Origin of the sequence: Streptomyces longisporoflavus, assembly GCF_014649775.1 — a bacterium.
In the GTDB taxonomy this organism is placed as follows: Bacteria; Actinomycetota; Actinomycetes; order Streptomycetales; family Streptomycetaceae; genus Streptomyces; species Streptomyces longisporoflavus.
The window spans coordinates 79,952-102,272 of record NZ_BMTR01000024.1; the positions used below are offsets into that span (position 1 = coordinate 79,952).

General features: G+C 71.6%; 18 protein-coding genes. 8 read left to right on the forward strand and 10 right to left on the reverse strand.

Annotation, left to right across the window (positions count from 1 at the left end):
* Positions 1-161: 161 nt before the first annotated feature.
* Positions 162-3,944, reverse strand: coding sequence for a CHAT domain-containing protein (locus IE226_RS34850; RefSeq protein ID WP_190085468.1), 3,783 nt, complete (start codon positions 3,942-3,944; stop codon positions 162-164).
* Positions 3,945-4,025: 81 nt separating this feature from the next.
* On the opposite strand from IE226_RS34850, the gene IE226_RS34855 reads away from it, so the two are divergent.
* The 3 genes from IE226_RS34855 (at position 4,026) to IE226_RS34865 (ending at position 5,810) form a co-directional block, all read left to right on the forward strand.
* Positions 4,026-4,421 (forward strand): hypothetical protein, encoded by a 396-nt coding sequence (locus tag IE226_RS34855; RefSeq protein ID WP_190085469.1) that lies wholly within the window; start codon positions 4,026-4,028, stop codon positions 4,419-4,421.
* 10 nt (positions 4,422-4,431) lie between these two features.
* Positions 4,432-5,355, forward strand: a complete 924-nt coding sequence (locus IE226_RS34860) for a hypothetical protein (protein WP_190085470.1) — start codon at positions 4,432-4,434, stop codon at positions 5,353-5,355.
* 83 nt (positions 5,356-5,438) lie between these two features.
* Positions 5,439-5,810, forward strand: coding sequence for an iron chaperone (locus tag IE226_RS34865; RefSeq protein ID WP_190085471.1), 372 nt, complete (start codon positions 5,439-5,441; stop codon positions 5,808-5,810).
* Positions 5,811-5,853: 43 nt separating this feature from the next.
* On the opposite strand, the gene IE226_RS34870 is transcribed toward IE226_RS34865, so the two are convergent.
* Positions 5,854-6,486, reverse strand: a complete 633-nt coding sequence (locus IE226_RS34870; RefSeq protein ID WP_229871722.1) for a DUF2461 family protein — start codon at positions 6,484-6,486, stop codon at positions 5,854-5,856.
* Positions 6,487-6,604: 118 nt separating this feature from the next.
* Positions 6,605-7,675 carry an endonuclease/exonuclease/phosphatase family protein gene (locus tag IE226_RS34875; protein ID WP_190085472.1) on the reverse strand — a complete coding sequence of 357 codons (1,071 nt, stop codon included), beginning with the start codon at positions 7,673-7,675 and terminating at the stop codon, positions 6,605-6,607.
* 86 nt (positions 7,676-7,761) lie between these two features.
* On the opposite strand from IE226_RS34875, the gene IE226_RS34880 reads away from it, so the two are divergent.
* Both IE226_RS34880 and IE226_RS34885 read left to right on the forward strand, forming a co-directional pair.
* Positions 7,762-8,457 carry a response regulator transcription factor gene (locus IE226_RS34880; RefSeq protein WP_190085473.1) on the forward strand — a complete coding sequence of 232 codons (696 nt, stop codon included), beginning with the start codon at positions 7,762-7,764 and terminating at the stop codon, positions 8,455-8,457.
* On the forward strand, positions 8,450-9,535 hold the full coding sequence (locus tag IE226_RS34885) for a sensor histidine kinase (RefSeq protein WP_190085495.1): 1,086 nt from the start codon (positions 8,450-8,452) through the stop codon (positions 9,533-9,535). The genes IE226_RS34880 and IE226_RS34885 overlap by 8 nt, the downstream gene beginning before the upstream one ends.
* A gap of 87 nt (positions 9,536-9,622) precedes the next feature.
* Here the strand turns inward: IE226_RS34885 and abc-f are convergent, their stop codons facing one another.
* A complete protein-coding gene (abc-f, locus tag IE226_RS34890) occupies positions 9,623-11,275 on the reverse strand; it encodes a ribosomal protection-like ABC-F family protein (RefSeq protein WP_190085474.1) in 1,653 nt (550 codons plus the stop codon).
* Between the two features lie 241 nt (positions 11,276-11,516).
* Between abc-f and IE226_RS34895 the strand changes: the two genes are divergently transcribed.
* Positions 11,517-12,071 carry a cytochrome b gene (locus IE226_RS34895; RefSeq protein WP_190085475.1) on the forward strand — a complete coding sequence of 185 codons (555 nt, stop codon included), beginning with the start codon at positions 11,517-11,519 and terminating at the stop codon, positions 12,069-12,071.
* 76 nt (positions 12,072-12,147) lie between these two features.
* On the opposite strand, the gene IE226_RS34900 is transcribed toward IE226_RS34895, so the two are convergent.
* From IE226_RS34900 to IE226_RS34910, 3 genes are all read right to left on the reverse strand, one after another.
* Positions 12,148-13,335: a beta propeller repeat protein gene (locus tag IE226_RS34900; RefSeq protein ID WP_190085476.1), complete on the reverse strand. Its 1,188-nt coding sequence runs from the start codon at positions 13,333-13,335 to the stop codon at positions 12,148-12,150.
* A gap of 185 nt (positions 13,336-13,520) precedes the next feature.
* Positions 13,521-14,474, reverse strand: a complete 954-nt coding sequence (locus IE226_RS34905; protein WP_190085477.1) for a carbohydrate kinase family protein — start codon at positions 14,472-14,474, stop codon at positions 13,521-13,523.
* 104 nt (positions 14,475-14,578) lie between these two features.
* Complete coding sequence (locus IE226_RS34910) at positions 14,579-15,925, reverse strand: oligosaccharide MFS transporter (RefSeq protein WP_190085478.1); 1,347 nt, start codon at positions 15,923-15,925, stop codon at positions 14,579-14,581.
* 162 nt (positions 15,926-16,087) lie between these two features.
* Here IE226_RS34910 and IE226_RS34915 point away from each other — a divergent pair, with 162 nt between their 5' ends.
* Positions 16,088-17,473 carry a glycoside hydrolase family 32 protein gene (locus IE226_RS34915; protein ID WP_190085479.1) on the forward strand — a complete coding sequence of 462 codons (1,386 nt, stop codon included), beginning with the start codon at positions 16,088-16,090 and terminating at the stop codon, positions 17,471-17,473.
* Positions 17,474-17,691: 218 nt separating this feature from the next.
* Here the strand turns inward: IE226_RS34915 and IE226_RS34920 are convergent, their stop codons facing one another.
* Entirely contained in the window at positions 17,692-18,726 is a 1,035-nt protein-coding gene (locus tag IE226_RS34920; protein WP_190085480.1) for a LacI family DNA-binding transcriptional regulator, read from the reverse strand.
* Positions 18,727-18,892: 166 nt separating this feature from the next.
* Here IE226_RS34920 and IE226_RS34925 point away from each other — a divergent pair, with 166 nt between their 5' ends.
* Positions 18,893-19,942: a LacI family DNA-binding transcriptional regulator gene (locus IE226_RS34925; RefSeq protein WP_190085496.1), complete on the forward strand. Its 1,050-nt coding sequence runs from the start codon at positions 18,893-18,895 to the stop codon at positions 19,940-19,942.
* A 118-nt stretch (positions 19,943-20,060) separates the two neighbouring features.
* Here the strand turns inward: IE226_RS34925 and IE226_RS34930 are convergent, their stop codons facing one another.
* Both IE226_RS34930 and IE226_RS34935 read right to left on the reverse strand, forming a co-directional pair.
* Positions 20,061-21,482: a glycoside hydrolase family 32 protein gene (locus tag IE226_RS34930; protein WP_190085481.1), complete on the reverse strand. Its 1,422-nt coding sequence runs from the start codon at positions 21,480-21,482 to the stop codon at positions 20,061-20,063.
* A complete protein-coding gene (locus tag IE226_RS34935; RefSeq protein ID WP_190085497.1) occupies positions 21,479-22,303 on the reverse strand; it encodes a carbohydrate ABC transporter permease in 825 nt (274 codons plus the stop codon). The genes IE226_RS34930 and IE226_RS34935 overlap by 4 nt, the downstream gene beginning before the upstream one ends.
* Positions 22,304-22,321 lie beyond the last annotated feature (18 nt).

The window sequence follows — 22,321 nt, forward strand, 5'->3', positions numbered from 1 at the left end:
CTGAGCCAGTTCGTCGCCCGCGATTCCCGTTCGGGAGGCCTCTGGCGGTGCAGGGATAAAGCGAGGGCCTCCTGAACGGTTCACTGGCGTCGAAGTCCACGAGCGTCAGGAGGCACCCTCTCGGGCCGGGCCGGGCGGCCGGGTCTCCCGACAGCGGGTCATCAGGGTCCCGCGTGCACCTGGCACGCCCACAGGCTGGGCGTGTGGGGATAGGTGTCGCGCAGGCCGCGGACGGCGCGGTGCAGGGCCTCGGCCGTGCGGGCGACGTCGAGTGTGCCGTCGCCCCTGTTCAGGGCGTCGTACACGTGGAGTGCGACATCCGCACCGACCCCGTCGTCGACGTGCCACAGGGAGCCGACGACATGGGGGAAGCCGGCCATCTGGAACGCGCTGACGATGTGGACGGCCTCGTCGGCGAGTTCGGGGCTGGTGCGCAGGGTGTCGCAGGCGGACAGGTAGGCGAGCCGGACCGACGGCAGCCGCAGACGGGCCAGGTCGCGGACGGTCAGCGGGCGTTCGGTGTGGTCGTGCAGGAGAAGCCGGCTGGCGGAGGCGCGCTCCAGGTCGCCCAGGGCGTGGCAGGCGAAGTGGGCGTAGGCGTGGCGGGGCAGGGCCGAGACGACCGCGGAGTGTGTGGCGGAGGCGTCCGCGAGGAGTGTGGCTCCGGGGAGGAGGCGGGCCAGGTGCTCGGCCTCGCGGCGCGCGCCGGGGAGCGGGGCCTGTCCGGCGGCCCCGGCGGCGCTGACGACGAGGGTTCCGGTGCCCGTGGGACGGGCGGCGCGCCGGCGGGCGTGGTGCAGGGCGCGCAGCGTGGGGGTGTAGGAGGAGACCACCCGGTCCAGGGCGCCGGGAGCGGCGTCCGCGGGCGCCGCCGCGTGCAGCGGCAGCGTGCCCAGCAGGCCGCCGGGCGACCACCACACGCGGGTCGCCGCGGGGAGGTGGTCCAGGACCGGTCCGGTGACCGCCTGCCACAGCCAGGCGAGGGTTTCTCGTACGTCCTGCTGCGCGCGCTGCGCCTGCTTGCGGGAGGTGCCGGGTGTCTCGATGCGGATCAGCGCGTCCTGGAAGGTCTGCCGACGTGTTGCCGTCGTTTGCGGGTCGAGGCCCGGCAGCGGAACGGCGTCGATGGAGTGCTCGGTGACGATGAGGGCGTCGCTGCCGTACGGGGAGACGTTGACCAGGATCACGGGGCCCGCAGCGGCAGTGGCGCGCAGTTCCTCCTCGTCCCACTCCCGCACCGGACGCAGCAGGCCCAGTTCGGGGTGCTCGGCGCGGATCCGGGCGGTAAGGTCGCGCCACGCGGCGGCCAGACGCTGCCGTGCGTCGGCGCGGGCGTCGACGGGGCCGGAGGGGTCCTCGGCAAGGAAGCCCTGGCTGTCGGTCACCGTGTCGAGGGAATGCCGGAGCTCCTCGAAGCGGTCGGCGAGGCCGGGAGCGCTCTCCCGGAGCCGCGTCAGATCGCTGTCGGCGTCGAAGGCGTGGGAGAGGATCACGCCTCTCGCCTGTTCGAGCAGTTTGACCGCGAGCCCGGGGCGGCCGCAGCGCACCGCGCAGGCAGCGGCGGCGGCGCCGAGGCCGACGGTACGGCTGAGCAGGAACTCCTGGTCGTCGCGGACGAGGTGGCGTGGAGCGACCGAGTGCAGCAGGTCGACCGCCACGACGAAGCCGTCCAGGGCGCCGTTCCAGTCACCGAGCTCCGCTCGGACCTCGCCCCAGGACCGGGCCGCGTCCAGGCGCAGGACGGGCGCGCACTGGTGCTCCAGGGCCGCTTGCCGGAACCGCTCGGCCGCTTCGACGAGGTCGGCCGGGCGGCGACGGCGGCGCGGGCCCGGGGCGCGCAGGACGCCGCCGAGGTTCGACAGGCGCTGCGTGCGTGCGGGGTGGCCGGGCGGGGTGGCCTCGACCGCCCGCCGGTACAGCGCGACAGCCTCCTCCCGGCCGGCCGACGAGAGCAGGGCGCGGGGGCTCAGGAGCCGTGCGCCCGCGGCCACCGTGAGGGCACCGGGCAGGTCGGGGGAGTCCGGGGGCAGCGCCGCGATCACCGCGTCGGTCAGCTCGCGGGCCTCGCGGGCCTCGCCGATCCGCATCGTCTGCGAGACACGGACCATCAGGGCGACGGCGAGGTTGTGGCGGCGCCGGGGCAGCCTCGGGTCGCCCTCCGGGGTGAGGGCGAGCGCCTGCCTCAGGAGCCGTACCGCCTCATCGAGTCGGGCCACCGGATCGGCGGCACGCCCGAAGCCCGTCATGAGGCTGAGCCCGGTCGAACTCAAAAGGGCCGCCCGATGCGCCGGGCCCATGCCGGGCAGGTCCAAGGCCCGTCGCCGGCACTCCCGGGACTCGCGCAGGTCGTCGCCGTCCTCGGTGAGCAGGTGCCGCAGATTCAACGCGGTACCGAGGTTGAGCAGCCGCAGTCCGAGCGACCCGTGCCCCTCCCGGGTGAGGGCCACCGACTCCCGATGAGCCAGCACGGCCTCGTTCAACTCCTCCGGCTTTCCCGACTGTTGATAGCGGGCGACCAGCACCAGGCCCAGGTCGTCGAGCGCTGTGGGACGGTCCGGGTGGCCCGGCGGCATGAGCCCCTCGGCGTGCCGCAGTTGGCGCAGTGCCTCCTCCAGATCCGCCCCGTTCGCCTCCGGGGCGAGGAGGTAGCGGCTGTACAGGGCCATCGCGGGAGCGAGGAGCGGCAGTTGCCGGCCGTCCGCCGCGTCCCCGGAGGCCCGGGAGGCCGGGGAGCGGTCGGTGAGATCGAGCGCCGCGTCCAGATCGGCCCGGTTGCCGGTCGCGACGGAGCGGGCGCGCAGTGCGTTGCGCAGTGCGTTGCGCAGGGCAGCGGTCTGCCCCGCGTTCCCTGCCGCCGGCAGGGCCTCGGTGAACACGGTGATCGCCTCGTCCAGATCCGCAGTGCGGCCGGTGTGGTGCGCCCTGAGGACGAGCGCCATGCCCAGATCGTGGCCAGCCGTCGCCGTTCCCCCGGGATGGCCGGCGACAGCCCGGCGGCACACGTCCACCACCTCGTCGCACTCCTCGGGCGTCGCGCCCTCCACCTGCCGCAACAGCACAAGCGCTGCCCCCAGGGAGCTGCGGCCACGGGGCAGATGCGGGTCGCCGGGCGGCAGTTGCGCCAGTACGTCCCGGGCGATGCCCACCGCCTCGTGCAGGTCCTCGGTATCGTGCGAGTCCAGGTAGCGGTCCAGGAGCCGGCGCCCCAGACCGTCGAGGACGCGGGGACGTTCGGGGGAGCCGGCCGGGATGCGCTTGAGGGCTCCGTGGACGAACCGGACCGGGTCCGCGTCTGCCAGATCCCCGAACGGCCAGGTCGTCCCCGTGAGGGTCACGATGTCGGCCAGGCCGCTGAGCCGGCCCGGGAACCAGGAGTCGTACTCCGGTGTCGAAAGGACGGCGAGGCTGCCGAGACCGATCGAGGTGGCGATCCGGGCCTCGCGCGGAAGCGGCATGGCGGCCAGTACCACGGCCAACTCGTGCAGCCGGCGCACGGACTCGGAGGCGTCCGGCGGCGGAGTGTGCTGCCGCCCCTCCACGACGATCTTGAACGCGGCGACCTGGGCCGCCCACTCGTGGGGGCCGTCCGCGCCGGCCGGATCGGGATGCGTGGCGGGATCGTTGGCCGCATAACCCGCCGCCAACTCCGGCGGCACGAGGCCCGGTTCGGCGACCCACACCGGGTAGAGCAGCGTGCCGGACATGGACCCGTGGACGGCGCCGCCAAACCCCGGGGCGGCCATCGCGCGCGCGGCGCACAGCCAGCCGGCCGCGTGCCGGACCTCCATGTCGGTCGATAGGTCGCAGGTCCGCAGCAGTCCCCGGAGCTCGGCATCCGCCAAAGGACCGAACACCACGTCCGCGTCCACGCTCCCGTCCGCCGCCCGGGCCCGGTCCAGGCGCACCCGAACCGCCCGCAAGAACCACTCCCGTTCATACCTCACGGCTTCGCTCCCCCCAGCCGTCGCCTCCGACGGCGCATCAACTGCCCCTTAACTCTGCCTGCATTACGGCACACTTGGACCATGACTGCATCTCCCGACCTGCCCCGACCCGACCGCAGGGCGGCAGCGGCGCTGTGCGCGCTGCTCGGCTCGCCGGAGGACCTGCGCCAGCCCGGCATCCGGGAGGCGGCCGAGCAGACACGGGACTTGCTGCGGTCAGGCGCGGATTCCGACGAACTCACCGCCGGCTTCCGTGCCCTGGACACGCTGCTGCGCCAGGCAGGCGACGCACGCGGTCTTGTCAACGGCTCCCGGGGCGGGGAAGTCCCCGGCATCACGCCCCACATCAAAGTGGCCCTCTGCCCGGGACCGGCCCAGTGCGACCGCGTCGCACGGGCCCGCGACCTGCTCCCCGCCCCGCACTGCGCCGTCAACGACACCCGCATGCGCAAGGGCCGACTGGGCCCCGCACGGTGACCCCGCCCGCATGAACCCTCTCCTCGCCACCCTGGGCGGCAAACTCACCGAACGCTGGCTGAACCTGCTGGTCCTGCCCGGCGCCCTCTTCCTCGCCGCCACGGCCGTCGGCACCACCCTGGGCCACCGCCACTGGAACGACATCGACGGGCTGCGCACCACCCTGAACGACCTCGCCGCCCGTCCCGCCCTCGAACACACCGGGACCGCCGCACTCCTGGTCGCCCTCGTCCTGCTCACCGCGTCCGCGGCCTCGCTCGCCGCGCAGTTCCTCGGCGGCGCGATCGAACAGTACTGGCTCCGTTTCGCCCGCGACCCGCTGTCGCACGCCCTCGTCGGGCGACGCAGACACCGGTGGGCGCGCCGGGAGCAGCAGCTCGACGCGGCCTACCCCATCACGCGCACCGACGCCGAAGACGGCGACGCGGTGGCGACCTCGGCCCAGCCCTTCGCACAGATCCAGGCCCTCACCGACGCCCGCAACCGGGTGGCACTGCGCGAACCCACCCGCCCCACCTGGTACGGCGACCGCATGCAGGCCACGGCAGACCGCGTAGAGGCCGCCTACGGCGTGGACCTCGCTGCTCTCTGGCCCCGCCTGTGGCTGATCCTGCCCGAACCCGCCGTACGCCACATCCAGTCGGCGCACGACTCCTTCAGCGCCGCCGCCCGCCTTGCCGCATGGGCCGTGGGCTACGCCCTGCTCGCCTGCTGGTGGTGGCCGGCCCTGCTGGCCGCCGTCGGCTGCGCAGCGCTCGCCCGCTCCCGCGCCCGCGGAGCCCTGGAGGCGCTCGCCGGACTCATCGAGGCCGCCGTAGACGTCCACGGCCGGGAACTGGCCGAGCGGATCGGCCTGACCGGGGCGGACTCGACGGGGCTGCTCGACCACGAGACGGGGGACCGGATGTCGGAACTGTTCAGGAAAGCCGAGTGAGAGCGCGGGCAGGGTCGGCTCCACGGCGTGTCATCTCGCGTGGCACGGGCCGGATCACACGCAGGGCCTGCCAGACTGGCGACGTGAACAAGCCCCGGACGATCGACGCGTACATCGACGAGTTCACCGGCCTGGCCCGCGACCTGCTCCAGCAACTGCACGCACTGGTCCGTGAGGCCGTGCCGGAGGCGCAGGAGGCCATCAAGTGGGGCCATCCCGCCTGGGTGCACCCGTCGGGCACAATCCTGTTCATGATCAGCGGCCACGCGAAGCACGCGAATTTCGCGTTCACGCCCAGCACCCGCGAGGCCTTCGACACCGAACTCAGCGCCATGGAAACAGGCAAGGGCACGGTCAAGCTCCCCTACGGCAGCCCGGTGCCGAGTGACCTTCTCCGCCGGATGATCGCCTACCGCGTCCGCGAACACGAGGACGACGGCGTGCTGTGGATGTGAGCGCACCGCCGCCCCTCCCGTGCCATGCCGCGCCCTCGTGACGTCAGGCGGCGCGCTTTACGTGGCGGACCAGCCACATCAGCAGGGCGTCCAGATCGGCGGCGGCCGACAGGACCCGGTCGACGGCCTCGGGGGTGTGCAGCCACTCTTCGCAGCCGAGGGGACGGGCGGCGATCAGCGAACGGTGGCGCAGCAGGTTCGTACGGGGGTGGTTCGTCGGATAGCCGCGGGGAGGGCGTTTCATCACGTCCCCGGAGATGTCGTAGCCCTTCTTTTGCACCTCATTGAGGATGGCGGACAGTTCGCGGCCGCTCCCCTCGGAGGCCACGGCTGTGCGGAACATGTCCACCTGGCCGGGATCGGGGTACCACCAGGCGCCCTGGATCCGCAGGCCGTCCAGGGAGAACCGGAGGCCGATCTCGATCTTGCGGCCGAGCCGGATCAACGCGCTCTGGTGCTGCCACCACCAGGAGTTGGTGCGGTAGTGCCAGACGGAGAAGTCCTGGTATCGGGGGTCGGCGTCCGCGACCTCGTTGAGCAGGGCGATCATCGGCTGCCGCACCAGACGTTCGCGGTCCGCCCTGCAGCGCTCGCGGGTCGCGTGGGTCGGTTCGCCCTGGAGCTGCCATAACACGTCCATGGCCTGCTCCGGCCAGCCGGTGAACTCTCCGCGCATGCGGGCAGGTTAGCCCACGCACGGTCCGCGCGGGGAGCGAGCGGAGTGAGGTCCTCGTGCTCATCGCCCTGCGCCGCCCGGCCGTCTACGCATGTGATCGCCGTAAATCACGCGGCGTTCACCAGCTGATCCCGGCCGCCACCGGCCGATGGTCGCTGCCCGTGGCCGGCAACAGCCACGCACTGTTCGGCTCCACACCGCGGACCAGGATGTGGTCGATCCGCGCCACCGGGAACTTCGCCGGCCAGCTGAAGCCGAAGCCGTCCCCGGCCACGTCCTGGACCGAGCGCAACTGCGAGGAGAGGCCGTCGAGCGCACGATCGCCCATGGTGCCGTTGAAGTCGCCCAGCACGAGCACCCTCTCGCTGCGCTCGGCGGCGACCGCCTTGGCGAGCTTCGTCGCGCCGGCGTCGCGCGAGTCCGTCCAGAAGCCGTCTCCGGCCGTCACCCTGACCGAACCCAGATGGGCCACGTACACCGCCAGCGGCCCCTGCTTGGTGGTCACGGTGGTGCGCAGCGCCCTGGGCGGGTCGACCGGGATGTTCTCGGGCCGCAGCTTCTTGGCCAGCGGGCCGACCATGCCCCTCAGGACGTCGACCGGCCGGGTGCCGGACAGCGGCAGCTTGCTCCACAGCCCGACCGTGCCCTGCACGGTGTGGTGCGGGTACGCCTCCGCGAGCTCCTTCTCGTACGTGCCCTTGGCCTGGTCGGTCAGCTCCTCGAGTGCCAGCAGGTCCGCGCCGGAGGCGGCCAGCTCACGGGCGGTGCCGGCCGGGTCGCGGTTCTCGGCGGCGACGTTGTGGCTGACGACGGTGAGGTCGCCGCTCCCATGGGACTTGTCGCCGAGCAGCCCGCCGAAGAGGCTCACCCACGCCACGGCCGGAAGCAGCAGCGCCAGCAGCGCGGAGGCGGAACGGCGCAGGAGCGCCGCGGCGAGCAGCACCGGGACGAGCAGACCGAACCACGGCAGGAAGGTCTCCACCAGACTGCCCAGACCGGCCCAGTCCGTGAGCTTCTGGTGCAGCAGCAGGAGCAGGCCGAGCAGCAGCGCACACGCCGTGAGTACCGGGCCGCGCTTCCACGGGCCCGGCCGGGAGCCGCCCGCGGGCTGGGGTCTTTCGTCGTCGACCGCCGCGCCGCCCTGTCCGGCCGTCGATCGTGCTGGTGCTGGTGCTGGAGTACGCGGCATGGCGCCAGTGAAAGCACCCTGGTGTTGCCGGCACGTATGCGGATTTCGATACACCGGCGATATGTGCCGCCTCGTAGCCTTGAGGCATGCGTGTCTTGATCGTCGAGGACGAGCCCTATATGGCAGAAGCCATCCGCGATGGCCTGCGCCTGGAAGCGATCGCGGCCGACATCGCCGGTGACGGCGACACCGCTCTGCAGCTACTGAATGTCAATACCTACGACATCGCCGTCCTCGACCGCGACATTCCCGGCCCCTCCGGCGACGAGATCGCCAAACACATCGTCGCCTCCGGCAGCGGCATGCCCGTCCTCATGCTCACCGCGGCCGACCGGCTCGACGACAAGGCATCCGGGTTCGAACTCGGCGCCGACGACTACCTCACGAAACCTTTCGAACTCCTGGAGCTCGTGCTCAGGCTCAGGGCCCTGGATCGCAGACGCGCCCACAACCGGCCACCGGTGCGAGAGATCGCGGGCCTGCGCCTCGATCCGTTCCGCCGCGAGGTCTACCGCGACGACCGCTACATCGCGCTCACCCGCAAACAGTTCGCGGTCCTCGAAGTCCTCGTCGCCGCCGAAGGCGGTGTCGTCAGCGCCGAAGAGCTCCTGGAGCGCGCGTGGGACGAGAACGCCGACCCGTTCACCAACGCCGTACGCATCACGGTATCCGCCCTGCGCAAACGCCTCGGCGAACCCTGGCTCATCGCCACCGTGCCGGGCGTCGGCTACCGCATCGACACGACGCCCGCCACCGGGCGCGGGAGCGATGATTGTGCATAGGCAGCCCGGCTGGAGCGTGCGCCTCAAACTCACCCTCAGCTACGCCGGGTTCCTCATGCTTGCGGGGGCCTTGCTGCTCGGTGCCGCGGGCTTTTTCCTGCTGCGCAAGGGATGGCTGCGGACCAACGATGAGGGGGCGTGGCAACAGAGTCCGGGCACCGACCTCGTGCGCGGGTTCGCGCCGACGGCAGCCGCGGTCATGATGTTCCTCCTGGTCTTCGGTCTCCTGGGAGGATGGCTGCTCGCCGGCCGCATGCTCGCGCCCATGGACCGCATCACCCAGGCCACCCGCGCGGCCGCGGCCGGATCGCTGTCCCACCGGATCCGTCTGCCGGGCCGCAAGGACGAGTTCCGCGAACTCGCCGACACCTTCGACATGATGCTCGCGCAGCTCGAAGCACATGTCGCGGAACAGCAGAGATTCGCCGCCAACGCCTCCCACGAGCTGCGTACCCCGCTGGCGATCTCGAAGGCGCTCATCGATGTCGCCCGCGCCGATCCGCAGCACGACAGCGGCGAACTCGTCGACCGCCTCCACGCCATCAACACCCGGGCCATCGACCTCACCGAGGCACTGCTCCTGCTCAGCCGCGCCAAGCAGCGGTCCTTCACCCCGGAACACGTCGACCTGTCACTCGTCGCGGAGGAAGCAGCCGAAACGCTCCACCCGCTCGCGGAAAAGCACGGCGTCGTCCTCGAGACCAGCGGCGACATCGCCCCCGTGACCGGTTCGCCGGCCCTCCTGCTGCAGCTCGCCACGAACCTCGTCCACAACGCGATTGTCCACAACCTGCCGCGCCAGGGCACCGTCTGGGTCCACACCGGCGTCCGCCCCGAGGCCGTGGTGCTCACGGTCGAGAACACCGGCGAGCAGCTCACCCCCCGGCTGGTCGCGACCCTCACCGAACCCTTCCAGCGCGGCACCGAGCGCATCCACGCCGACCAGGCAGGCGTCGGCCTGGGCCTGGCCATCGTCAAGACCATCACCGAGGCACACGACGGAACCCTCACGCTTGCCCCACGCCCCGACGGCGGGCTTCGCATCACCGTGGAATTGCCCGCGGCACCAGGAGGATGAGTCGGTTGGTATCAGCGGCTCAAGCCGGCGGCGAAGGGCGTCGTCCGCCAGTGATCGACCGCGGGCTTGAGGTACTCCCGGAGCGGTTCAGCGCCTGCGGCCGGCGTGCAGTTCCAGCTGCTCGGCTTCGAAGCGCGCGCGGAAGTCACGGTCGTGCGAGACGGCGACCACCGCCCCCGGGTACGCCGCGAGCGCCGTCTGAAGGTCATCGACCAGGTCGAGTGCGATGTGGTTGGTCGGCTCGTCGAGGACGAGGAGGTCCGCGGGCCGGGTCACCAGGGTCGCGATCTGCAGCCGCCGCTTCTGTCCCACGGACAGGGCTGCGACCGGGACGTGCAGATCCTGCTCGCGGAACAAGCCCAGGGACAGGAGCTGTTCGGCGTACTCCTCCGGCAGTCCGGGCCGTCCGGCGGCGAATGCGGCGAGCAGCGGCAGCCGCGTGGCGTGCCCGGGCAGTTCCTGGGCGAGGTAGCCGATCCGGGCGGGGCGGCGCGCCGTGCCCCCGTCCGGCTGCAGGTCGCCCGCCAGGACGCGGAGCAGCGTCGTCTTGCCCGCGCCGTTCTCGCCCGTGACAAGGAGGCGCCCTGCGGGCTCGATCGTCAGCAGCCCGTCCAGGCGCAGCCGTTCCCCGACCCGTATGTGGTCGAGCTCGGCGAGTGCACCCGGGGACTGGCCGCCGGTCGCCGATGCCAGTGCCGTCGTGAACCGGAGCGGTACCGGCGGCTCCGCCACCGGGTTGCGCCGCAGCCAATCCAGGCGCTCCCGCGCCGAGCGCACCTGCCCGCCGAGCTTGGCCTCGCTCGAGCGGCGATGCTTGCCGAAGCCCTGCTTCGGGTCCCGGCCGGTGGTGACCAGCCGCCTGCCCGCGGCATCGAGCAGCTCCTCCGTGCAGGCCACCTCCTCGACCCAGTCCGCGTACCGCTGCTCGGCTCCGCGCCGGGCGGCGGCCTTCGCGGCGCGGTAGCCGGCCCAGCCGTCGCCGTACCGCCGCACGGTGCGGTCATCCCGGTCGACCTCAAGGATCGTGGTGGCGATGCGCTCCAGGAAACCGCGGTCGTGAGTGACCGCGATGACGGTGCCGCGGTGTGCGCGCAGGTGCTCCTCCAGCCAGCGCACGGCCGCCGCATCGAGGTGGTTGGTCGGTTCGTCCAGGAGCAGCAGTTCGGGGGCGGCGGCCAGGACGCAGGCGAGCGCGAGGCGCGACTGCTCGCCGCCGGACAGTGAGCCCAGCAGGCGCTGCCGGGTGATCCGGGCCAGGCCGAGCCCGTGCATGGCGGCATCCAGCCGGGCGTCCGCCTCGTATCCGCCGCGTTCCTCGTATGCGGTCAACAGGTCGCCGTACGCGGTGAGTTCCTCGTCCGACGCGTCGGCGAGCAACTCCTCTGCCGCGCGCAGTCTTCGTTCCATGGCGCGCAGTTCGCTCAGAGCAAGGTCGACGGCGTCCTGCACGGTGCAGTCCGCATCGAGTGCGAGGGTCTGGGCGAGGTGGCCGATACCGCCGGGGAAGCGGACGGTGACCTCCCCGGCGTCCGGCGTCTCGGCCGCGGCGAGCAGTCGCAGCAGGGTGGACTTGCCGGAGCCGTTCTCGCCGATGACGGCGGCCTTCTCGCCCGGCCGGACGGTGAAGGAGACCTGGTCGAGGATGGTGCGGGTGCCGTACGACTTGGTGAGGGACTTGACGGACAGCTGCGCCACGGATGGGGCGGTGGTGGGCAGGGCGGTATGAGCGCGGTCGCGCATAGGACTTTCCCCGGGTGTACGAAGGGTCTACGGGCATCTACGGGCGTCTACGGGCAGCAGAAACGGCGGCAGGGGCCGTGCCCGGACTCAGACGAAGAAGAGGAAAGCCATGACCCCACCTTAACAAGACGAAGCGTCTCGTTTCAATGTGTTTGCGGGGCGCCACGTTCGTGTTCCGCGGGCGACCTTCCGTCTGACCGCCGTACGCCTGGGGAAGCGGGTGGCGGGGCACGCTGTCGGGATGAGCTATCAGCTGCGCAATGGTGCGCACGGCTACGGGATCGTCACGAAGGTGCTCCACTGGACGGTGTTCGTGGCGATGGCCGCGCAGTTCGCGGTGGGCTACCTGCTCGACGCCGACGACAGCGGCCGGGGCCGTGGCCGGGGGCGCGGACGGAGCGGGGACCCCGGCCGGGGGCGGGGCCGTGGCGGAGAAGACGGGTACGACCCCATCGGCGACGACATGCTGCTCACCGTGCACGTCGTACTGGGGGCAACAGTGCTGCTCCTGGGCGCCGCCCGGCTCGCGTGGCGGCTGGCCACGCCGCTCCCTCCCTGGGCGCCGGCCTTGACCCCGCGGGAGCGGCGCCTGGCACACGGCACCGAAACCGTCCTGTACGCGGCCACGTTCGCCATCCCGCTCACCGGTATCGCCCTGGTGCTCTCCGGTGACGACCTGCTCGTCGCCCACATCGGCGCGCACATCGCCTTCTTCGCGGCGCTCGCGCTGCACGTCGGGCTGGTACTCAAACACCAACTGCTCAACCGCGACGGTCTGCTGCGCCGCATGGTCTGAAGTGCGCGCTCTGATAGTCGCTCAGGTCACGCCGGCACCGGCCCGGGGCTGTGGCAGTGCAAGAGCCGCCCTGCCGTCACTTCGCTGCGCCCGCGGCATAGCGGAGTATCACGGCACGGCTGAAGTTGGCATCGCCGTGCCCTTCCAGCGTGATCGAACCGATGCCCCACACCTCGCTCGTGCCGGGAATCGACGTGATCTCCCGCAACCGCAGCTTCTGCTTGCGGTCGGTCGCGGTGACCTTGCCGCTGTGGCCTGCGGTATACGGGGGCCGGCCGATTTTTCGCGGGGTGCCGTGCGCCGGGCGGTGGCGCGGCGAGAAGAGCACGGTGTCGCCGTCGCCGTTGTCTCCGTGCATGCCGGTCGCGGTCAGCACGGTGTCACCGGCCGGGACACCGCAGGGGCCGCAGTCGTCGGGCGACGCCTTGCTCCAACGGGTGCCGTCCCAGTGCAGCGCGAACGGCTTGAGATAGACGGCGTCCCCGTTGTCGTCCTCCCCGGCCAGGCGGCTGATGGCCCAGACGTCGTCCGGTGCCGGCGCGTAGAGCGCCATCGGGCTCACGCCCAGCGAGGCGGACAGCCCCGCCGGGGGCACGACGGCCGGCAGGTGCTCCCTCTTCCAGGTCTTGCCGTCCCGGTGCAGGACCACGGGGCCGCCGTAGGCAAGCCGGTCTTCCGCGTCCTCGGTACGTCCGGACGCCCACACGTCGCCGCCGGGCTTGCCGGCGAGAAACTCCACCGGGGCCGGCAGCGACATCACCGTCCAGCGGGCGCCGTCCCAATGCCGGATGCTGTCGGTTCCGTTCGCGACCCAGGTGTCGTCCGGGCCCAGGACCGCGACATCGCTGACGCCCGTGATGCCGTCCGGGGCGGCGACCTGCTTCCACCGCGTTCCGTCCCAGTGCGCGATATACAGACCTGTCTCCATCCTGCTTTGGAACAGCCAGACGTCGTCGGGCGATGAGGCTTCCAGACGGTAGGAACCGCCTTTGGACGTCTCGATGCCGGGCGGCGGTTTCTGGGGGCGGAAGGAGGTTCCGTCGTAGCGGAGCAGGGTCATCGTCTGGTTGTCGATCTGCCCCGTCACCGGCTGCACGGCGATGGCCCAGGCATCGTCGGCCGAGACTGCGGCGATATTGACGCCGGAGGAGTTGAGATCCTTGGCGGCGTAACCGTAGGTCCAGGCGTTGGGCGTTTTGCCATGGGGCTTGGCCGGCGGCGCGTCGCTCGCGCCTCCGCAGCCGGTCGCCGCAAGGGCTGTCACCAACCCCAGTGCCGTAGCAAGCCACCGCCGCATGTGAGTCACCTTCCCCTAGGTGATCGGGAGTCTACGACGCGGGCGGCGGGATCTGACCCGCTCAAGTCCTGCTTCGGGATCCGGCGCGCTCATCGGCGGGGCCCTGAAGACCCCGGCGGATAGCTGTGCTGTCGGAGGCGCCGATCCGATGCTCACCAGGCGCTTGCTCGCGGGATCTGTCGGGAGGCGCCGGCGCCGTTTCGCATCTCACTCGCGTACGGCGGCTCAGCCCCCGCCCGTGAGCAGGTGATCGCAGCGGCGCGGGCGGCGAAGGCGAGCACCTCCCGCCAGGTGTGGTCGGGGACCGGGGCAAGGGCCCGCGCCGAAAGGAGGTCGCGCTCGGACAGCGCGTACAGCAGCGCGGCGTTCACGGTGTCGCCCGCGCCGATCGTGTCCACGACGTCGATACGTTCGCCGGGCACGGAGAGCTCCCGGCCGTCCCGGGTGAAGACCGTCAGGCCGTCGCCGCCGCGGGTGATCACGACGGCGGCCGGTCCGGCCGCGAGCCATCCCCCGACGTCGGGCCCCAGCCAGGCCGCGTCCTCCTCGCTCAGCTTCAGCAGGGAGACATGCGGCAGCCAGCTCTGGAAACGGGCCCGGTAGGCGTCCGGGTCCGGAATGAGGCCGGCCCTGATGTTCGGGTCGAGTGCGATGAAGATCCCGCGCTCCGCCTCCCGTCGCATCAGTTCCTCGTACGCGCTCGCCCCCGGTTCGAGGACGAGCGAACACGTCCCGAGTGACAACGCCCGTGTGTCGGCGGCCAGTTCGCCCGGCAGCTCGAAAAGCCGGTCCGCGCTGCCCTCGACGTAGAAGCCGTACGCCGCCGAGCCGCCCGCGTCGATCGAGGCGAGGGCGAGCGTGGTCGGCTCGGGGCCGCGTTGGATGAGTCCGGTGCCCACCCGCTCGGCGCGCAGCCGCTCGACGAGCGAGGTGCCGAACGCGTCGGTCGAGATCCGCGAGCAGAAGGAGACCCCCGCCCCGAGCCGCCCGAGTGCGATGGCCGTGTTGTAGGGGCCGCCGCCGCGCGCGGGCAGCAGGGGCGCGGTCACGTCACCCTGGTCCTGCGGCACCAGGTCGATCAGTGCTTCACCGGCGACGACGATCACAGGGGTTTTCCTTTCGCGCAGCCGCGTGTGCAGAGGCTCGCTCGTGCATGGCTGCTTGTGCTGGAGCTGTTGGTGCTGGAGCTGTTCGTGCGGAGGGGAGGGGTTCAGACCCTGGCCGGTTCGGGAGCGGGTTCCGTGGCCACCGGCGCCACGGTCTGCGGCAGTCCCTTCCCGTCGGCCCGCAGCGTGCGGACCGAAATCAGGGTGAAGGCGGCGACGAAGCCCGACATGATCAGATACGTGTGGGCGTAGCCGATGCTGTCGTAGCCGATGCCCGCGAGCGGGGAGATGGCGGCCGCGCCGAGCTGCGTCGCCAGCTGGAAGCCGACGAGGTAGATCGAGGACGAGAGCCGGGGCTCGAAATGCCGGTTGATGTACTTGAAGATCGCGATCAGCATGATCGGCAGCTCGACCGCGTGCAGGAGTTTCACCGCGGAGATCGCGGCCGGATCGGTGACCAGGCCGGACAGACAGATCCGGGTCGCCATGACGCAGCCGGAGACAAGCAGTGACCGCTTCGGCCCCAACCGGTTGACCAGGAACGGCGCGAGCGCCATGCCACCCGCCTCCAGGAAGACCTGGACGGAGTTGAGGTCGCTGTACATGCGGTTGCCGTCGGCGGTGGTGGAGAAGAGCGAGGCGAAGTACGAGGGGAACATCGCGTCGTACGTGTTGTACGTCGCCGTCACCGCGACCACGAAGAGCAGCAGCCCCCAGAACGCCGGGTATGTGAGGAGCGACTTCACGTCGGCGGCCGAGACGGATGAAGCGGCGTGGTCGACGGCGGCGGCCCGGCGGCCGTTCGTCACGCGGATGGCCACCAGGAGCACGACGAAGACGGCGGCGGCGACGGAGGCGGCCCAGAAGTTCAGGTCCGGGTCGATGTTGAAAAGGCGCCCCGCGAAGAAGGTCGCAGCGGCCCAGCCGAGCGAGCCGAACATCCTGGCCCGGCCGAACTCGAAGCCGTGGAAGCGGCCGAGCCGTTCGGCGTAGCTCTCCAGCGTGGCGACGGCGACCGCGAACGCCATGGCCAGATAGGCGGAGCCGACGATCAGGCCGAGCGCGAAATGGCTCTGCAGGAGCGGGCCGTAGACGTAGATGTACATCGGGCCGACGAGCAGCATCAGGCCGCCGATCCAGTACAGGAGGTTCTTGCGCAAGCCGAGGCGGTCCTGGACGAAGCCGTAGACCGGCATGGTCACCAGGCAGCCGATCGCGTTGGCGCTGATCACCAGGGAACTGCGGCCCGCGCTCAGGCCTATGTCCTGGGTGAGCCAGATGGAGAACAGTGACCAGGACAGCGACCAGGTCACGAAGAACATGAAGAGTGCCGCGCTGATCAGGGTGAAGTTCAGGCCGCGCCTGCTTTTCCCCGGGGTGGTCGCGGCGGGGCTCTCGGCCGCTCGGCCCCGGGTTGCCGGGCTCTGGGCCGCCGGGCTCTGGGTGGTCATGGGCGCTCCCTCGCGCTGGGCACTGCGGTGTCCCGCGCAGCGCCGGCTCATGATGCCGGAACGAACTGTTCCTGGCCTTTCCTAACACGTGCTAGGGCGGGTCAACTATCACGTGTTAGGTTCCGGTTGGCAAGAGGCCGATTTCAAGAAAGTGACATCACCATGACTGAGGCAGACGACCGGAACATCCCGAGCCACCACGTACGTCCTGCCGCCGGGCAGTGGTGCAACGACCCCAACGGACCGCTCTTCCACGCCGGCCGCTACCACCTCTTCTTCCAGCACAACCCCGGCGCTCCGGTCTGGGGCGACATCCACTGGGGCCATGCGTCGAGCCCCGACCTGGTCACCTGGACCGACGAGGGCATCGCGCTCGCACCGACCCCCGGCGGCCGGGACGGACGCGGCGCCTGGTCCGGTTGCGCGGTCGTCGACGACGGGGTGCCCACCGCCGTCTACACGGGCATGGACCGCGACGACGGCATCGGCTCGGTGATGCTGGCCCGCGCCACGGACGACCTGATCACCGAGCTGAAGGCCGACCCCGAGCCGGTCGTCGCAGGACCACCGCCCGGCCTCGACCTCGTCGCCTTCCGCGACCCGTACCTCTTCTCCCGCGAAGGGCAACGCTGGGCCCTGATCGGCGCGGGACACCGGGGGAGCGGCACCGGGGACGTGCTGCTCTACCGCGTGGACTCGCTCACCGAGTGGACCTACGCCGGTTCGCTCGTCGACGGCGCCGACCCGGTGGCGGGCCGGATCGCCGGACCCGCCACGGCATGGGAGTGCCCGGCACTGCTGCCGACGGGCGACGGTCGCTGGGTGCTGCTCCTCTCGCTGTGGATCGACGACATCACGTACTCGACGTCGTATCTCGTCGGCGACCTGCGGGCGGCGGGCGATGGCCTGCGCTTCGTGCCCGCGACCGGCGGCATGCTCGACCACGGCAGGGACTTCTACGCCCCCACCACCCTGGTCGAGGACGACCGCACCCTGCTGTGGGGCTGGAGCTGGGAGTCACGCACCGAGCAGGAGTCCCGGGCAGCGGGCTGGGCGGGCTGCCTCACCCACCCGCGCGAGATCGGCGTGCACCCGGACGGCACCCTGCGTCTCGTCCCCGCCCGCGAGTTGACCGCGCTGCGCGGGACACCGCTGCCCGTCGGCGCGGAGCTGCCCGCGGCGTACGAGATCGAACTCGACGTACGGGTCGACCGGCCCGACAGCGAGATCGTCCTGAGCCTCGGCGCCGCGGTGTCCCTCAGGCTGAACCCCACCCGCGGGACACTGGTCCTGGACCGCACCGCCACCCCCGCGACGGCCCTGCATCCGCTGCCCCGCACGCCCGAGGCGATCGCGACCGTGCCCGGCGGCACACGATCCCACCTGCGGGTCCTGGTGGACGGCCCGCTGATCGAGGCGTTCGTCGACGAGCGGGCGATGCTCACGGAGAAGGTGTATCCCGCCCCCACGGGGCGATACGGGGTGACGGTGGTCCGGGGCTCGGCGGAGGTGGAGACGCGGGCCTGGATGTACGACAGCAGGCCCTGATCCCTGGCACTACCGGTACCGCTTCCTGCACAGCGGCCTGAGCCTGCTGGTGCAGTGAGACCGCAGGCGCCACCTGCTGCCGCCGACCCGGGAGTGCAGCACGGGCGCCGCGTATGTCATCGGGGACGCATCCGGATCGATCCGTACCCCGCCTCATCCCGGAGCAAGTCCCGCCGTTGAGGTCCCCGGTTCTTGCGGGAGCGCGCCGCTTTGGCCCCTCAGCGTGCCCCTGCCGGCGGGCGGACCGAGTCCCGGGCGACCACCGGGCACGGCAGGCGGCGCGCGGCTTCCCGGTCCACCGGCTCATCCGCTTCGGAGGCGTCGAGCAGCATGCGGACCGCGGTCGCGCCCATCTCGTGGTGCGGGAGCGCGATCGTCGTCAGGGCGGGGACCAAGTGGTCGGCCATCTGGTCCTGGTCGTCGTAGCCGACCACCGACAGTTCGGTGGGTACGTCGATGCCCAGGCGGGCCGCGGCGAGCAGCGTGCCCGTGGCCACCCGGTCGTTGGCGCAGACCACGCCCGTCGGCCGGGCAGGATGGTCGAGCACCCGCAGCGCCGCCGCGTACCCCTCGTCGATCTGCCAGCCCGCGCGGATCACCCACTCCTCGCGGGCGGTGATCCCGGCGGCCCGCAGTCCGTCGCGGAAGCCGCGTGTCCGGTCCGACGCGGCGATGTCGCCGGTCGAGCCGCCGAGCAGCGCGATGTCACGGTGCCCCGCCTCGATGAGCACGTTCACCGCGGAACGGCCGCCTTTGCGCTCGTCCGGCACCACCGAAGCGTACGAACCGGCCTCGCGCGGCAGGCAGTTGGCGAGCACCGTGCGGGACGGATCGATGCCATCGGGTACGGCGGTGCGGCGCATGGACATCGTCGCGTACACGATCCCGTCCACCCGGCGGGCCCGCAGTTCGGCGACCGCCTCCGACTCGGCGGCCGGGTCGAGGCGGGATTCCATGAGCAGCACCTGGTGCCCGCGCTCACGGGCCGCCTCCATCGCGCCGAGTACAAGACGGCCGGCGAACGGGCTCGTCGCGATCTCGTCGCTGAGCAGTCCGATCACCGCGCTGCGCTGCTTGCGCAGCGAGCGCGCCACCTCGTCGGGGCGGTAACCGAGCTGATCGGCGGCCTTCCTGATCCGCGCCTGGGTCTTGGCGGAGAGATTCCCCGCGGCGCGCCCGCTGAAGACGAAAGACACGGCGGCGCGTGACACCCCGGCAAGCTCGGCGACATCGCGGGCGGTGGGGCGGCTCAAGTGTCTCCTCCTGGTGGGTGACTGCGGGCGACAATCGTGACCGCCAGTATCGCCGGAGCGTCCGGCCGTGTCGCGACACAGGGGGCGCGGCTAGGCTGACGTGGATCAAGGCGGAACAGCCGTGCGGCATCGAAGGGGGGCGGGGAACATCGAGAACGCCGACAGCGTGAGCAGGGACGCGGGCAGGCCCGAGCGGCCGACGTCGAAGGACGTCGCGCGTCTTGCCGGTGTCTCGCACACCGCCGTCTCCTTCGTCTTCAACGGCCGGGCCGAAGGCAATCTCTCTCCCGCGACCCAGGGGCGCATCCGCAAGGCCGCCGAGCAACTGGGCTACCGGCCCAACGCCGTCGCCCGCGGCCTGCGCCGCCGTCGAACGGCCGTGATCGGCCTGGTCACCGACCACATCGCCTCGTCGCCGTTCGCCGGGGCGCTGCTGCGCGGCGCGATGGAGACCGCCTGGGACCGCGAGCACCTGGTGCTCACCGTCGACTCCACCGGCGACCTCGCCAAGGAGGAAGCGGCCATCGCCGAGCTTTTGGACCGGCGGGTGGACGGCATCATCTACGCCGCCATGTCCCTGCGCTCCGTCCGTGTCCCCGCGGGCCTGAAGCGCACCTTCGCGGTGCTCGCCAACTGTCTGCCCGACGACGGCTCGCTGGCCGCGGTGATCCCCGCCGAGCGGTCCGGCGGCCGGGCTGCGGCCAAGCTCCTCCTCGACGCCGGGCACCGCAGGATCGCCCTGGTCGGCGGGCTCGACGACATCGCGTCGGCGGAGCGCCTGCGCGGTTTCCGGGACGCGCTGCGGACGGTGGGAGAGCGCGTCGGCGAGGACCGGATCGTGCGCGGCGGAGGCGAGATCTCCGCCGGTTACGCGGGAGCGATGCGCCTGCTGGACGGTGTGCCCGCCGAGCGGCGCCCCACGGGCATCGTCTGCTACAACGACCGGGTCGCGGCGGGCGTCCTGCACGCCGCGGCCCGGCTCGGCATCGATGTCCCCGGTGAACTTTCGCTGGTCGGCTACGACGATCAGGAGCACATGGCAGGGTTCCTGGACCCGCCGCTGACCACCGTCGCGTTGCCGCACCGTGCCATGGGCGAGGTGGCGACGGGGCTGCTTCTGGACGCCATAGAGAACGCCACACCGCCTGCCGTGGAGGTCCGGCGTCTGAAGTGTCCGGTGGTGGTGCGTGACTCGGTGGGGCCGCCTCGTGCGTGAGGGCGCGGGGCGCGGTCCGTCCGCGGGCGCGTGGTGGCGGAGTCGCGCCCACGCGCCGTAGCCGCATGTGCCGCAGTCCCTCCCGCGTTTCTTCGGGGCGTGCCTGGCCGAGGCTCGCTCACTCGTGCCCGGGCGCCATGACTTCCCAGCCGGTGACCCGCGCGCCCTCTCCGGCGACCGTCAGCTCGGCGACGTCGTCCGGGCGTCGGTAGATACGTTCTGTCGCCACCGCGCGGTCCGCCACGAAGAGTTCGAGCAGGGAGCCGTCGGCCAGGATGCGGACGTCAAGTCCCCCGGGTGGGGCTGGACGTGTCGTCAGCGTGATCGGTGCCGAGTCGTCGGGCCGTGCGCGGGGCCAACCGGTGCGAACCAGCGTCGCCGTGCCCGCCGCCGGGTCGAGTCTCAGCGTCAGCTCCGCGCCCGACGCGGCCCGCAGCAGCGTGACCGTGGTGGACGCGACGGCGCTGACCTCGATGTCGTACGCGAGAGGCAGCGGCGTACGACTGCCCGCCTGCGTCACGAACGGCGTCCGGGCGCGCAGGAGTTTGAGCTCCGGTGCCGGGCTGACGCGTATGGTGCCGTCGGGGTGGGTGTCGATGACCCGCGGCGCCGTCAGGACACCGGACCAGCCCGCGTCGTCCACCTCCTGCTGCCCCCGCGCCTCCCGGGCCCAGCCCCACAGCAGATTCCGGCCCGCTTGTGTGTCGTGCAGCACGGCCGGCGCGTAGCAGTCCCTGCCCAGATCGAGCGGGCCACCGGCGCGAGGCGTGAAGCCGGTCAAGGTGCCATCGCCGGACGTGAGGAGATGGCCGGTCAGGTAGGCCGTCGACATCGGAGAGCCGTCCCACAGCGACACCACCAGCGTCCAGTCGCCGCCGTGCCCCTCGAAGAGCTGCGGACATTCCCAGCCCACCGCGCCGCCGCCGAACGCCTTCTGAGCCACCGGGTCGTGCCCGTCCGCCAACACCCCGGCGAAGCGCCAGGACGTGAGGTCGTGGCAGTCGTACAGGAGGACCGACGGCGTGCCGTCGGCGTGGCCCGCGCCGACCAGTGCCCAGCGGCGCCCGCCGTGCTCGAAGACGAACGGGTCGCGGAACATCGTCACGTCCAGGCCCGGTGGCGGCGCGGAGACCACCGGCTCGGGCAGCGCGACCCAGGCCGTCAGATCCGGGGAGTCGGGGCACGCGTGGGCCAGGCAGATGGTGCCGAGCCCGGTATGTGCGAGGTCCACGCCGGTGTAGACGGCGGTGGGCACGCCCGCGTCGTCCACCACGCATCCCGACCAGCAGCCTCCCTCGTCCGGGCCGCCCGGTGTCGGGGTGAGCGCGATGGGGTGGTGCTCCCAGTGGGCGAGGTCGGCGCTGGAGACGTGGCCCCAGTGCATGTTGGCGTGCACCGGAGCGTCGGGGTTGTGCTGGTAGAAGAGGTGGTAGCGGCCGTGCCAGTAAAAGGGGCCGTTGGGGTCGTTGATCCAGTTCGCGGGTGGCCTGACCCGGAAGCGCGGGGCGTGGACGTCGGTGTCGGTGCGGGGATTTCTCAACGGTTCACTCCTGCGGATGTGATGCCCTCGCGCAGCGGGCGCTGGCCGACGGCGAAGACGGCGATGGCGGGGATCATGGAGAGTACGACGCCCGCGAGGACCACGGACACGGATCCGGTGCCGAGGTTGCCCTGGAGGGATACCAGGCCGAGCGGCAGCGTGAAGTTGTCGGTCGACGTCTCCAGGATCAGTGGGCGGAAGAACTCGTTCCAGTGGTAGTTGAAGGCGAGGACGCCCACGATGGCCAGGCCCGGCGCGGCCAGCGGCGCGTACACCGAGCGGAAGATCCGCCAGGGCCCCGCGCCGTCGATCATCGCCGCCTCGCCGAGGTCCTTGGGCATGCCGAGGAAGTACTGCCGCATCAGGAACGTCCCGAACGCGGTGGGCCAGGCGGGGATGATCAGCCCGAGCAGTGTGTCGGTCAGGCCCATGGACTTCAGGATCAGGAACACCGGCACGATCGTGACCTGCAGCGGCACCATCATCGTTGCGAGGACGAGCCCGAACAGCGGTTTCTTGAAACGGAATTCGAGGCGTGCGAAGGCGTAACCGGCAAGACCCGCGGTGATCATCTGGCCGACCGCGATCAGCGCGGTCACCAGGGTCGAGTTGAGCGCGAACAGCCATACGTCGATCTGCGCGAAGACCTGGCTGTAGGCCTCGGTCGTCGGCGCGGACGGAATGATCTGCGGGGGCAGGTCGAAGGACTCGGCGGGGGCCCGCAGCGAGGTGGACACGGTCCAGATCACCGGGCCGAGGGTGAGCAGCGCGACGACGCCCAGACCGGCGATCCGCGCCCATGAGGACAGGCCGTACGTCATACGGTTCACAGGGATCAC